This window comes from Mongoliitalea lutea, from assembly GCF_014652135.1.
Classification (GTDB): domain Bacteria; phylum Bacteroidota; class Bacteroidia; order Cytophagales; family Cyclobacteriaceae; genus Mongoliitalea; species Mongoliitalea lutea.
The window spans coordinates 18,555-32,560 of the sequence record NZ_BMYF01000012.1 but is presented as its reverse complement, the minus strand read 5'-3'; the positions used below and the strand labels follow the sequence as shown (position 1 = coordinate 32,560).

General features: G+C 40.5%; 10 protein-coding genes and 2 pseudogenes. 11 read left to right on the top strand and 1 reads right to left on the bottom strand.

The window, feature by feature from the left end; genetic code table 11:
- The first annotated feature begins 222 nt into the window (after positions 1-222).
- The 8 genes and pseudogenes from IE080_RS10715 to IE080_RS10680 all read left to right on the top strand — a co-directional run bounded on the left by IE080_RS10715 (position 223) and on the right by IE080_RS10680 (position 9,776).
- The gene (locus IE080_RS10715; protein ID WP_189581958.1) at positions 223-699 is read left to right on the top strand and encodes a MarR family winged helix-turn-helix transcriptional regulator; all 477 of its coding nucleotides are present in this window, start codon (positions 223-225) and stop codon (positions 697-699) included.
- Positions 700-714: 15 nt separating this feature from the next.
- Positions 715-3,120, top strand: coding sequence for a 3-hydroxyacyl-CoA dehydrogenase/enoyl-CoA hydratase family protein (locus IE080_RS10710; RefSeq protein WP_189581954.1), 2,406 nt, complete (start codon positions 715-717; stop codon positions 3,118-3,120).
- Positions 3,121-3,218: 98 nt separating this feature from the next.
- Positions 3,219-3,590 carry a four helix bundle protein gene (locus IE080_RS10705; RefSeq protein ID WP_189581952.1) on the top strand — a complete coding sequence of 124 codons (372 nt, stop codon included), beginning with the start codon at positions 3,219-3,221 and terminating at the stop codon, positions 3,588-3,590.
- Between the two features lie 94 nt (positions 3,591-3,684).
- The gene (locus IE080_RS10700) at positions 3,685-4,860 is read left to right on the top strand and encodes an acetyl-CoA C-acyltransferase (RefSeq protein WP_189581948.1); all 1,176 of its coding nucleotides are present in this window, start codon (positions 3,685-3,687) and stop codon (positions 4,858-4,860) included.
- Between the two features lie 194 nt (positions 4,861-5,054).
- Positions 5,055-6,854: an acyl-CoA dehydrogenase FadE gene (locus IE080_RS10695; protein WP_189581945.1), complete on the top strand. Its 1,800-nt coding sequence runs from the start codon at positions 5,055-5,057 to the stop codon at positions 6,852-6,854.
- Between the two features lie 288 nt (positions 6,855-7,142).
- Positions 7,143-7,379 (top strand): annotated as a pseudogene (locus IE080_RS10690) (tyrosine-type recombinase/integrase); the annotation flags it as partial.
- A pseudogene (locus IE080_RS19770) lies at positions 7,379-8,571 on the top strand (IS91 family transposase). The pseudogenes IE080_RS10690 and IE080_RS19770, both read left to right, overlap by 1 nt.
- 344 nt (positions 8,572-8,915) lie before the next feature.
- Complete coding sequence (locus IE080_RS10680) at positions 8,916-9,776, top strand: KilA-N domain-containing protein (protein WP_189581942.1); 861 nt, start codon at positions 8,916-8,918, stop codon at positions 9,774-9,776.
- 347 nt (positions 9,777-10,123) lie between these two features.
- Here IE080_RS10680 and IE080_RS10675 read toward each other — a convergent pair whose 3' ends face one another.
- Complete coding sequence (locus IE080_RS10675) at positions 10,124-10,618, bottom strand: cupin domain-containing protein (protein WP_189581939.1); 495 nt, start codon at positions 10,616-10,618, stop codon at positions 10,124-10,126.
- A gap of 273 nt (positions 10,619-10,891) precedes the next feature.
- On the opposite strand from IE080_RS10675, the gene IE080_RS10670 reads away from it, so the two are divergent.
- From IE080_RS10670 to IE080_RS10660, 3 genes are all read left to right on the top strand, one after another.
- Complete coding sequence (locus IE080_RS10670; protein ID WP_189581937.1) at positions 10,892-11,965, top strand: methyltransferase; 1,074 nt, start codon at positions 10,892-10,894, stop codon at positions 11,963-11,965.
- Positions 11,966-12,055: 90 nt separating this feature from the next.
- Entirely contained in the window at positions 12,056-12,865 is an 810-nt protein-coding gene (locus IE080_RS10665; protein WP_189581933.1) for a hypothetical protein, read from the top strand.
- A 252-nt stretch (positions 12,866-13,117) separates the two neighbouring features.
- Positions 13,118-14,002 (top strand): pirin family protein, encoded by an 885-nt coding sequence (locus tag IE080_RS10660; protein ID WP_189581930.1) that lies wholly within the window; start codon positions 13,118-13,120, stop codon positions 14,000-14,002.
- The last annotated feature ends 4 nt before the right edge of the window (positions 14,003-14,006 follow it).

Here is a 14,006-nt window from a genome sequence, read left to right as displayed (position 1 = left end):
AAACAAAAATCTAACTTCCCTTCCAAAATATTCTTTCATAAAATCCGCGTTAAATCCGAATAAATCTCCTAAATCTGCGAGAACACCTCCGTATTTGAAATAAAATTTTTTGTTTCTCTAGTATCCCAACTTTAAATTTCCTCTGCATGCATAACTTTTTTTAAAAATAGTATGCATGCATACAATCTTTTTATTAAATTGGGCGTACTAATTAATATGCCAATGAAGAGAGAAGATACAGTTGACTATCATATCAAGAGCGCTTGGCATGCGATCTCTCGGATGTACAACCAAAAAGCAGTGCTGGAAGACTTCACTACGGCTATTGGTTTTGTACTGATCAATATCAATTCCAAAGAAGGTACGCCGGCGACAAAAATTGCTCCTCTTATGGGATTGGAAGCAAGAAGCCTTACCCGTATGCTCAAAAGCATGGAGGAAAAAGGATTCATCTACCGAAAAGCTGATACCCAAGATAAGAGAAGTGTTCGCATTTATCTCACTGCCGAGGGAAAGCGCAAAAAAGAAATTTCCGTAGGCACGATCAAAGATTTCAATCTCCAAGTGCGAGAACTGGTGAGTGAAGAAGAGTTGGATACCTTTTTCACTGTATTCAAGAAAATTAATCAAGTTATAGATCACATAAATTCAGAAACTGTAAACCCGGATACGTACGAGGATCAATTGTACGAACTCTAAAAACCAAAAAACTTTATGAACAGAACAATCAAAAAAGTTGCCATTTTGGGTTCAGGGGTCATGGGATCGAGGATTGCCTGCCATTTTGCTAATATTGGCGTGCAGGTACTTTTACTCGATATTGTGCCATCAGAACCAACCGAAGATGAGAAAAAGAAAGGATTGACCTTGGAGAGTAAACAGGTACGTAATAGACCTGTCAATACTGCCTTGGAAAACACGTTGAAATCCAAGCCTGCATCTTTGTACGATGCTGCTTCGATTGCACGCATTACTACGGGTAACTTTGACGACGATTTACCAAAAATCAAAGACTACGACTGGATCATGGAAGTCGTGGTGGAGCGATTGGACATCAAAAAGTCATTGTTTGACAAGGTGGAAAAATACCGTAAACCCGGTACTTTGATTACTTCCAACACTTCTGGTATTCCTATGCATTTGATGTGCGAAGGAAGATCAGAAGATTTCCAAACACATTTTGTAGGAACTCACTTTTTCAACCCACCAAGATATTTGCGTCTATTGGAAATTATCCCTGGTCCCAAAACCAATCCAGAGATAGTCGACTTTTTGATGGATTACGGAGATAGATTCTTGGGTAAAGAAACCGTCTTATGTAAAGATACTCCAGCATTCATCGCTAATAGAATTGGTGTCTATGCCATCATCTCAGGGATGCATGCTATCGAGAAAATGGGTATGGGTGTATCTGAGGTAGATAAATTGACGGGTACCATCATCGGTCGTGCTAAGTCTGCCACCTTCCGTACCATGGATGTGGTAGGTTTGGATACCACCGTCAATGTATCTAATAACCTTTACAAAACACTGACCCACGACGAATCTCGTGATAAATTCCAATTACCGAATATCGTCAAGGTATTGTATGACAATAAATGGTGGGGAGATAAAACAGGTCAAGGGTACTTCAAAATGATCCGTCATAAGGATGGCAGCAAAGAGTTGAAGGAATTGGATCTGAAAACTTTTGAATACAAGGATGTAGAAAAACCAAAATTCAAGGCTTTAGAGGCTTCCAAGGAAATTGATGATCTGAAAAAGAGAATCAAGTTCTTGGTAAACTTCGATGACAGAGCTGGTGAATTCTACAGAGCTTCTTTTTACGATTTATTCAAATACTGCTCTAACCGTATTCCAGAGATTGCAGACGAATTATACAGAATCGATCAGGCAGTTTCTGCTGGTTTTGGTTGGGAACTCGGTCCTTTTGAGACTTGGGACGTGCTAGGTGTCAAAGAAACGGTGGAAAAAATGGAAGCAGCAGGCGAAAAAGCAGCAGCCTGGGTGCATGAAATGTTGGCAGCTGGACATGAGTCATTCTACAAGGTAGAGGGCGGCGTTCGCAAGTACTACGACATTCCATCCAAATCCTACCAAGCTATTCCAGGTACAGATGAATTCATTTTGTTGGATACCTTAAAAGGTGCGAATAAGAAATTGTGGGGCAATGCAGGTACGACCATCTACGATTTGGGAGATGATGTGATTGGTTTGGAATTCCATACCAAGATGAATTCCATCGGTCAGGAAGTGATCGAAGGAATCAACACGGCAATTGCCATGGCTGAAAAATCTTACAAAGGTTTGGTCATTGGTAACGAAGGAGGCAACTTCTCCGCCGGTGCTAACCTAGCCATGTTGTTCATGTTTGCTGGTGATCAGGAATTTGATGAGATCAACCTGATGATTGCAGGCTTCCAAAACACCATGATGCGTGCTCGTTACTCTTCTGTTCCGGTAGTAGTGGCTCCACACAACATGGCTTTAGGTGGTGGTTGCGAGCTTTCCTTGCATGCAGATGCTGTACAGGCACATGCTGAACTGTATATGGGATTGGTGGAATTCGGTGTAGGATTGATTCCTGCCGGAGGTGGTACCAAAGAAATGACCTTGAGATTCTCCAATGAAATCAAAAATGGTGATGTGGAATTGAACCGCTTGCAGGAGTACTTTATGAATATCGCTACTGCCAAAGTTTCTATGTCCGCAGCTGAGGCGAAAGGATTGGGTTACTTACAGGAAAAAGATTCCATCTCCTTGAATAGAAAACGTGTGTTGGCAGATGCTAAAGCGAAAGTATTGGCCTTGCATGAAGCAGGTTATACCCAGCCAGTGCAGCAGACCAATATCAAAGTTTTGGGTAAAACATCTTTGGCCTTGTTCGAGGCAGGCATCACAGGCATGTTGTATGGAAACTATATTTCCCAGCATGACGCTAAGATTGCCCGCAAGTTAGCTTGGGTGATGTCCGGTGGTGACCTTTCTTCTGCCACAGAAGTCAGTGAGCAATATCTACTCGATCTTGAGCGCGAAGCCTTCTTGAGTCTCACCGGTGAGAAAAAGACCTTGGAGAGAATACATAGTATTTTGTTTAAAGGAAAACCGCTTAGGAATTAGAGGCGAGAGATTAGAAACGAGAAACGAGAAGCGAGAATTTAGAGATTAGAAAAATGAAAGATTAAGAGATTATAGAACTTTAAAAAGACTGAAAGACTATGAAGTTGAGACATAATTTTAAAAACCTGAATGTATGGAATAAGGCAGTTGATTTGGCAGTAAAAGTTTATGAAACTACCGCTTTATTTCCTTCAGAAGAAAAGTTTGGCATGACTTCCCAGATGAGAAGATCGAGTGTATCTATACCCTCCAACATCGCAGAAGGTACGGCCAGAAATTCTTCAAAGGCTTTTACAAATTGTCTTGATATCAGTCTAGGTGAAAGTTTTGAATTAGAAACTCAATCTATCATTGCTAGAAGAGTGGGGCTTCTCAATCAGGATTCCTTTGATTCAATCAATCAGGATCTTGATGAAATTCAAAAAATGCTCATAGGTCTTAAATCTAACGTGGAATCAAATCCCTACTAGAATCGAGTCTAATCTCTAATCTCTCGCATCTCGCTTCTTCTCTCAAAAAGCGAGAAACTCAAAATAACAGTAAAATCTAAATAGAAATTCAACAATGGAAGCATACATCATAAACGGATATAGATCAGCGGTGGGGAAGGCCAAAAAAGGAGGCTTTCGATTCTATCGCCCGGATGACTTGGCAGCGGATGTCATCAAACACTTAGTAGCAAGTACGCCTGGACTAGAGGCGAAGATGGTGGACGATTTGATCGTCGGAAATGCCATTCCCGAAGCGGAACAAGGCATGCAAATGGGAAGAATGATTTCACTTTTGGCTTTGGGCATTGATAATCCGGGCTTTATCATCAACCGTTACTGTGGCTCTGGCTTGGAAGCCATTGCGCTAGCAGTAGGTAAAATCAAGGCAGGTATGGCGGATTGTATCATCGCTGGTGGTACAGAGTCCATGTCCATGTTGCCAATGATGGGCTACAAGACTGTCCTTAACTGGAAAATTGCCTCCCAAACACCTGATTATTACTTAAGCATGGGTTTGACTGCAGAAGAGCTTGCCAAAGAATATGAAATCACCCGTGAGCAAGCGGATCAGTTTTCTGTACGAAGTCACGAGAAAGCTTTGGCAGCTATTGCAGCCGGCAAGTTTAAGGATGAAATCGTGCCTGTAGAAGTAGAGGAAACCTACTTGGATGAGAAAGGGAAAAGAAAAACCAGAAAATACATAGTAGATACAGACGAAGGACCTCGAGCAGGTACTTCCTTGGAAGGCTTGTCCAACTTGAAAGCTGCGTTTAAAATGGGTGGTCAAGTAACTGCTGGTAACTCTTCCCAAACATCCGATGGAGCTGCCTTTGTGGTGGTGATGTCTGAGCGTTTGGTCAAAGAATTGAATTTGGAGCCGATAGCACGCATGATGTCCTATTCCGTAGCTGGTGTGGAGCCGCGTATCATGGGTATAGGTCCTAAGGAAGCCGTGCCAAAAGCGTTGAAGCAAGCAGGTTTGACCTTGGATAAAATCGATTTGATCGAGCTGAATGAGGCCTTTGCGGCCCAGGGTTTGGCTGTGATGAAGTCCTTGGATATGAATCCGGATATTGTCAATGTCAATGGTGGTGCCGTGGCCCTAGGTCACCCACTGGGATGTACTGGGGCAAAACTATCTGTGCAGCTCTTCAACGAGCTTCGCAGACAGAACAAGAAGTACGGTATGGTAACAGCCTGCGTCGGTGGAGGACAAGGCGTAGCGGGAGTATTTGAACTATTAAAGTAGAGGCGAGAGATTAGAAACGAGAAACGAGAGTTGGGCAAAGATTTTGGATTCATTAGGAGTTTATTCTTTGAGTTCTTCCAGAGCTCTAAGGTTCTCTAAAAAGAAAAAGCGTAAATTCTTTACTAGAATCGAGTCTAAACTCTCGTCTCTCGCTTCTCGCCTCTTACAAATAAAGTATTTAAACATTACACAATATGTCAACAATCACAAAACAATCAATCAACGGGGGTGAGTTTCTGATCAAGGAAACAGAAGCCCAGGATATCTTCATCTTTGAAGAATTCAATGAAGAGCAGAAAATGATGGCTCAGGCTTGTCAGGATTTTATCGATACGGAGATCCATCCAAATATCGAGGAAATCGACAGCATGAAGCATCCGGAATTGGTACCTTCTATTTTTAAGAAAGCTGGTGAACTAGGCTTGTTGGGTATCTCTGTACCGGAAGAGTTTGGGGGAATGGGTATGAGTTTCAATACTTCCATGTTGATCGCTGATATTATCGGTGGTGCAGGTTCCTTCTCTACTACGTATGGTGCACATACAGGTATCGGTACTTTGCCAATTTTGTACTACGGTAATGAAGATCAAAAAGCAAAATACCTTCCAAAATTGGCTACTGGCGAATGGGCAGCTTGCTATTGCTTGACTGAGCCAGATGCAGGTTCGGATGCCAACAGCGGAAAAACTAAGGCTGTATTGACAGAAGATGGAAAGCACTACATCATTAATGGTCAGAAGATGTGGATATCCAATGCGGGTTTTGCAGATATCTTCATTGTCTTTGCCAAGATTGAAGATGACAAAAACCTGACTGCATTTATTGTGGAAAAAGGCTTTGGTGGTATCACCATGAATGAAGAAGAAAAGAAAATGGGTATCAAAGGTTCTTCCACCCGTCAAGTATTCTTTAACGACTGCAAAGTTCCTGTAGAAAACATGCTATCTGACCGTCAAAACGGTTTCAAGATCGCGGTGAATATCCTGAACATTGGCCGTATTAAATTAGGTGCAGGTGTATTGGGTGGTTGTAGAACGGTTGCTTCTTATGCGATCAAGTATTCTTCCGAGCGTAAGCAGTTTGGTACTTCTATCAACACTTTTGGAGCGATCAAGCAGAAGTTGGCTGAGATGGCTGTACGTGTATATGCTTGCGAGGCATTGTGCTACAGAGCGGGTCAGGATATTGAAGATAGAATGAATGCCTTAGCAGCTGAGGGCATGGATGATACCGAAGCTAAATTGAAAGCATTGGAGCAGTTTGCGATTGAGGCAGCAATTGCCAAGATTCATGGTTCTGAGGTGTTAGATTATGTGGTTGATCAAGGTGTGCAGGTGTATGGTGGTATGGGTTATTCTGCCGATGCGCCTATGGAAAGAGCATATCGTGATGCCCGTATTTCTAGAATCTACGAAGGTACCAACGAGATCAACCGTATGTTGATGGTAGGTATGTTGTTGAAACGTGCGATGAAAGGTGAGATTGACTTGTTTGAGCCGGCGATGGCTGTAGCCAATGAACTGACTTCTGTACCTAGCTTTGAGACAATTGATACTTCAGAGTTGTTTGCAGCAGAGAAAGAGGTGATCAAAAAGTTGAAGAAAGTATTCTTGATGGTCGGTGGTAAAGCTGCGATGGCTTTGGCCGACAAAATCGAGTCTGAGCAAGAGGTGATGATGAACTTGGCGGATGTGATGATCGAAATCTACGCAGCAGAGTCAGCGATCTTGAGAACCGAGAAATTGGTATCCATGAGAGGTGAGGAAGCTTGTGCGCAGCAGATTGCCATGACACAAGTGTATTTGTTTGAGGCGGTAGAAAAAATCCAGACAGCTGCCAAAGAAGCAATTGCTGCCTTTACCAAGGGTGATGAGCAGAAGGTAATGTTGATGGGCTTGAAGCGCTTCACTAAAGCTGACTTGGTCAACACCAAAGAATTGAGAAGACAGATTGCTGATTATATGATTGAGAAAGGCAAGTATCCGTTTTCTTGATAATTAAGCTGTAAAGGCGCTAAGTTTATTTTAACACAGATTGAAAAATTGATTTTCACGGATTGAAGCAGATGTGTTTGCTGAGGCAAATCGCTCTCGCGGAAATCACGGAATACGCGGAAAAGTAGGGTAAAAAACCTTCGAGATCTGAAAGACCTCAAAGGTTTTTACTTGTAAATCTGTAAATTGATTTCATTTTGATACTAATTAGCCCCTGAGGAATCGGGGGCTTTTTGTTTTGCCGGTTTTGAATTGGAAATATAAAGGGTTGAACCAAGTAAACCTTACAGTGCAACTAGTGCCCGAAATATACTTAAAAAGGCGATGCATAAGGCCGGTGTGAAAAAGAAAGCCTGCTTTCATACATTGCGCCATTCCTTTGCAACGCATCTGCTTGAGCATGGGACAAACTTAAGGTATATCCAAGAGCTTCTTGGACACCAGTCTCTTAAAACTACGACGGTTTATCTTCATGTGAGCAACTTGAATCCATCACTGGTAAAAAGTCCATATGATGCATTGTGATGGAAACTATAAATAAAAGAAATCAAGGAGATGAGTTATCGACAATACTTGATTACCAAAAGGAGTTCATTTTGGAGGGCAAGACTCTCAGTAGTAATCAAAAGAAAGCATAAAGGGATATTCTTAACTGCCGAACGTCAAAAATGGGTTCACACAGTCTTAGCTGTGATTCCTGCGGGACAGTCAAAGTATGCTACAATAGCTGCCGTAACAGGCACTGCCCAAAATGCCAGTATATCAAGCAGCATTTGTGGGTTGAAAAGCTAAAGTACAGATTACTTCCTGTAAGATACTTCCACGTGGTTTTTACCATTCCAGAGTTTCTCAGGCCTCTATTTTATATCAATCAGAGGTTTTGTTACAATATCCTGTTTGAGTGTTCGGCCAAGGCGATAAAGAAGACAGCAATCAATCCATCGTTTTTGGGAGTAGAAAGCGGATGTCTATCGGTTTTACATACTTGGGGACAGTCATTGAATTACCATCCTCATAACCTGTCCCGACCCTCGGGATCCATATGTTAGTTCCGGCAGGTGGTCTTGACAGTGAGGGGATGGAATGGATACATGCCAACAAAAAGTTCTTTGTGCCGATCAAGGCTCTGTCTGCGATTTTCAGGGGAGTATTTATGGAAAAGCTGATGGAAGGATTGGCATCAAACCAGTTGATGATACCAGAAAAACAAAAAGAATTCTTCAATGACACCAAAGGCCTGAAAAATAGGGCTTATGAGAAACAATGGAATGTCTATGTCAAAAAAACGTTCAAGGGTGCCAATCAAGTGGTTTCGTATCTGGGAAGATATACCCACAGGGTTGCCATAAGTAACAGCAGGATTTTGGATACTGATGGGCAAATGGTCAGTTTTCGGTGGAAGGATTATCGTGACAATAAGAGCAAGACGCTGACACTTGGCTATGCTGAGTTTGTCAGAAGGTTTATGCAACATATACTTCCATCAGGTTTTTACAAAATCAGATATTATGGCATAATGGCTTCTACAAACAGTGCTGTAAAAATGGATGAATGTTTTCGACTCTTAGGGAAGACTAGGTTAATACCATTTTACCAGGGTTTGAGTACCTATGAAATAATGTCGGAAATCTTTGGGGAGGATATGTTCAAATGTCCCTGCTGCAAATCTGGAAAGATGGTTTTTGTTATCCCTGAAGAAAAAGGGGAAGGTCCCTAAATAGAATTAGGCGGGTAAAGTTCTTTGAAAGGATGTATTGAAAAAAAAGCAGAAAGTCTGTTAAGTGGATAAGTATGCCTAATTGAAAATGAATCAAACTCAGTAGATGATAAATCAGAAACTATTCATTCAGTGTGAAAGATATTTTGGAAATATAAAGCTATAGGAAAGATTATAAATACCCATAGTCCGGCTTAGTCCAACTATGTTTTTAACGCAATCTTGATATATCCAATTATAATAGTTATTTTTTGGTTGAATTGCGTCAAAAACACTTTACGTTGCGTTTATTGTAAAACCACCTAGCATCCAAAATTTTGTTATTTTTAGAAAAAACTTTTTGTATGGCCAAAACATCTAAAATAGAAGTAGATAAGAAATCAATTTCCATAATTGAACAGAATAGTGAAGATTACATCTGCCTAACAGATATGGTAAGGGGTGAGGAAGGTGAAGACCATATTAGAAACTGGATGCGCAACAGAAATACAGTTGAGTTTATTGGTCTTTGGGAAACTTTACACAACCCTGATTTTAAACCTGTCGAATTCGACACCTTTAGAAAACAGGCAGGACTCAACAGTTTTAACTTAACACCTAGAAAGTGGATTGAAGCGACTAATGCTATTGGCATTTTTTCAAAGTCAGGCAGATATGGGGGAACTTATGCCCATAAAGACATAGCTTTTGAATTTGGCTCATGGATAAGTCCCATGTTCAAACTACTAATTATCAAGGAGTTTCAACGACTAAAAGAAATTGAGACAAATCAATACAACTTGGAATGGAATGTGAAAAGAATCTTAACAAAAACCAATTATCACATCCATACTGAAGCAATCAAAAATCACATTATTCCTGATAAAAACTATTTGAAAGATAAGGAGTGGTTGGTTTATGCAGAAGAAGCAGACTTATTAAATGTAGCCCTTTTTGGTTGTACAGCAAAAGATTGGAGGGAAGTGAATAAGGAACATTCGGACAAGGGGTTAAACATTAGAGATTTTGCAGGCATCAATGAATTGGTTGTCTTATCAAATCTTGAAAATGTGAATGCTATCTTGATTGAGAGAAAAGAGAACAAGGAAGACAGGTTTATTCAACTAAGGAAAATAGCAAAATCGCAATTAGCTACCCTAGATAGCAAAGATTTCATAAAATCGATAAAAAAGCTTTCTGAGACTACCTATTTAGATGCAGGTTAGAAGAAATAAACAACAAAACGCTAACATCACCTTGGAAGACAGCGGGCGGTTCAAGGTAAATAGAATGTTTGGTATCTTTAAGAAGTTTGGTGTAGGCTGGAAGAGAACGTTTCCAAAAGCCCGCCGTCTCCAAGCTGAATCCCGTTATAGTGTAATTTATAGCTTTTCTCATTCGATTTTCTGATAGTCCTTTTGTTTTTTGTAATGACGCAGACGACCAAGTTCCCATGTTAAGAATGCAAACTTATAAGTACAGTTCCAGCTCCTTCCAAGAAATGCTGTTCAAAATGAATCACCCTCTAAATAAATGGCCTCATACTTTTCAAATCTTTTATTTCATTGTTTTTTTACCTTCCAAAATCATCTTGAAGACGTACAATATCATTTTCGTCCGAAGGATGGGAGGCATCAGTATGCTGCCAGATCTCGGCAACCATTCCCCAATCTGATTTCCCGATCAACCGATGACGTTCGCCCTGTTGCAACTTGATTTTGTCTCCTTCTTTCAAGTGTTTGATTTCGGATTCTTCATCAGTAAGGCTGGTAGCCACAGCGATTTCTCCATCGATGCATTTCCATATTTCAGCTCTTCTGAAGTGATATTGCCAACTGAGTCGTTTATTGGGCGCTACTAGTAGTATTTTAGGGCTTAATTTTTTCGAGATTTTTAGGCTCTCGAAATCTTCCTCAGGAAAAAATTGATGGGCAAATGCCGGTGCTTGGGCCTCATCAATAACCAAAAAACCACCCCAAGGCCTGTCTCGATCTTCTTTGATAACAATAAAGCCTAATTGCTTCATCAATTTTTCAGCAAGGGCAAAAACCTCTTTTTTTTGTCTCATAATCCTTTTTCTTTAAGATCCTTTACATTGAATGCAAAAATACCAATCATTTTAGTCACAAACGCGTTTAGTGTGATAATTGGAACTGACTTTCGCAATTCTTCTGGGATGATTCACATTTACCTCATATTTACAAAGAATATTTCTTTTGCACGCTTCGATTTCTCTGCTTTTTTCCGCTGACGAATTATTTCAATATATTTGATTCCTTGTTGTCCTTTTCTAGGCTTGTAAACAGCCGCTAACGATCTAAAAGATCGCAAAATTTACCAAATGTCCCAAAATCTCTTACAAGCCCATAGACCTGAACCCATCCAAGTGGAAGGAGATATTCTATCATTTTCTAGAAAATCTGACATTCAAGAGACCATTCAGGCGTTGGTTTCTGGTAAGCAGGTATTGGTGGAGGAATATTATAGCAATGGCTTGGATTTGCTTAAAGAGCTATCAGGATTTTTGAAAAACAAGCACCCTAAGCAATCATTTCTCGAACAGCGAGCGTATCGCACGGAATTTAGAAACCTGTCCAACCGTATCTTGCTCAGCATAAAAGGACATCAATTACAAGTAAAAAAAGCCCCTGAGATAGGCTGGTTGGCTAAATTATATCCCGAATTGAGCGAATTTCTCCTGCCTTTTCCACAAGTGCAAGGTTTAAATAGTGCCTGGCAATGGTATAAAAACGGTATTCAGATTCCAGGACTTCGCAATAAAATTCACCCGTATTACGGGGTATATTTTCCTACCCGGTTTGAGCATGTAACGTTATTTGATAACTGGCTCAAACGTTACCAAGGTCCAAAAAAATCGGCTATCGATGTAGGCGTTGGCAGTGGCATACTTTCCTTGCTGATGGTGCAGCATGGTTTTCAGAAAGTTTTTGCGACAGATATCAATGCCAATGCAATCATTGGTCTGACCGAATTCATGGGCAACACGAAGTTATCTAGGAAAATAGAGCTTGATTTTGGGCATTTATTCGGAAAATGGGTCAAGCCAACAGAACTGATTGTCTTCAATCCACCTTGGCTTCCAACGGCTAAGGAATCCAACAAACTTGATGAAGCGATTTATTATAACGAAGCGTTGTTCCCAGACTTTTTTGAAGGAGCTCATCAACGCTTATTACCTGAGGGTCGTTTGCTGATTATTTTCTCCAATCTAGCCCAAATCACCGGAGTTACTGATACGCATCCGATAGAGCAAGAATTACTGATGGGTGGGCGCTTTGAATTGGAAAGATGTCTGAAAAAATCTGTCAAAGAAGCCTCCCAAAAGACTCAACGCAATCAACATTGGCGAGGTGAAGAAGTCGTGGAGTTGTGGGAATTAAAGCTTAACTTATGATGAGTTGTAACTTGACAGGTTTGATATTGCTTCAAATCAAAAATGAAACCTTAATTGATAAAAAAAGAAGTGTCTCTTAGCTCCTAAACGATGAAAAAAATGCTCGTAACACTACTAGTTTTATTTTTCGCAGGAGGTGGCCTCCTATTTTTCCAAATGAATGAGCATAAAGTTCAAAATGCGATGAGGGAAAAATGGAACTTTCCTTATCTTAATGAAATCAATCATACACGCACTTTTGAGATCGCAGGATATGAATTTATCAAATTGTCCGATCAAGATTTGGGTATGCAAAGCAGAATACTTTTATATCCTGAGGAAGCTTGGTTCTCAGAAAAAATAAGTGATGAACCACACTATTGGACACAACAATCGAGGGTATTTTACAACAAAGAGAAAGCTCTTTTCGGAGTTGGATTACAATTTGCCAGCGAATGGATTTTTTTTGATGCTGACGGAGAACTCTTAGAAGACTTAGGAGAAGAAGAGATGCCTCATGGCAATCATCACTCATGGATTATGGTCGATAATTCGCAAAAGTATTACCGCTTTGATGACCAAAAGGCAGCTATCTATGTGGTCTATTTTGCCAAAGAGCGCTACAATTGGTCTAGGCATAATCCATTGGCAAATATAGGTAGCCCTACAGCAGGCCACGGGAGCTATTGGTGGTGGTTTGGCAATGCTTTTATGAAAATCCAACTATGTAAGGGTGAGTTTATATTTAAAGCTGACGGACAAATGGATGGAATAACTTCAGATACGCCTCAATACAAAGTTCTGATCGACTATTATAATATTCCAAAGGAGTTTACCAATGGCAAGGAAGTGGTCTTGATATATCAAGATCGGTCTTTTACCAATATGGATTATGGTCTATATATGGTTAGAGAAAAATAACTTGGGCACGGGTGATCAGTTTGCTTGGTGAAATAAAGGTCATTTCAAGCCTTTATAACAAATCAACCAAATGGAAGGTAAGGAAGGTGATAAGGAAGTTTTCTTTACGGACATGTATTTTAATTACAGCTAAGATTTGTTGGTCAAAGATAAATGTGCCTTTTAATAGTTTACCTAAACAATGAATTAGAAAATGGATTTATAATCAAACGCTTGAAATAAAGAACTATTCACCACTAACTTATCCAAGACATGTCAAACATCGATTTAATCATAGAAGAACGCGCAGCTGATATCGGAAAATTTCTGGTGGGAAGGCTGCTTCCTTTTCGCCAAAAACGAATGGTAGGACCATTTATCTATATTGATCATATGGGACCGGTCAAGTTGAATGAGCGAAGCAATTTTGATATTCTCCCACATCCCCATATAGGCTTATCCACACTCACCTTTTTGTTTGAAGGAAGCATCACCCATCGGGATACGTTGGGAAATGAAGTCGATATCAATCCCGGTGCGGTCAATTGGATGACGGCAGGAAAAGGCATCGTGCACAGTGAGCGAACACCCGAACACCTACGCAATTCTGAGCTTTTGATGCATGGATTGCAGATTTGGGTTGCGCTGCCCAAGCACTTGGAGCAAATGGATCCTGAATTTTTTCATGTAACTGCGGAGGAAATACCCGCTTGGGAACAGGATGGTATCCAATTTAGATTAGTGGCAGGAGAAGCATTTGACCGCAAGTCTCCTGTACCTGTATATAGCAAGTTGTATATGCTGGAAATTAAGAGTTCTTCCCATCAGCAAGTAACAATTGGAGAGCATTTGTACGGTGAGTCGGGTTTATACATTTTGGATGGAGGCGTGGAAAGCGATGGTAATGAATACGGACCCAAGCAAATGTTGGTGACCAAGGATAGTACCCTTTGTGAGTTTACCATACAGGCTGATAGTATTATTTACATTTTTGGAGGTGAACCACTTCCAGAACAACGATTCATTGATTGGAATTTTGTAGCATCCGATAAAGCCTTAATTGCTGAAGCCAGACAAAAATGGATAGATCAGAAATTTGAAAAGATTAAAGGTGAGGAGGATGAGTTTGTACCTTATCCTTCTTTTCCTAAAAAGTGAAATA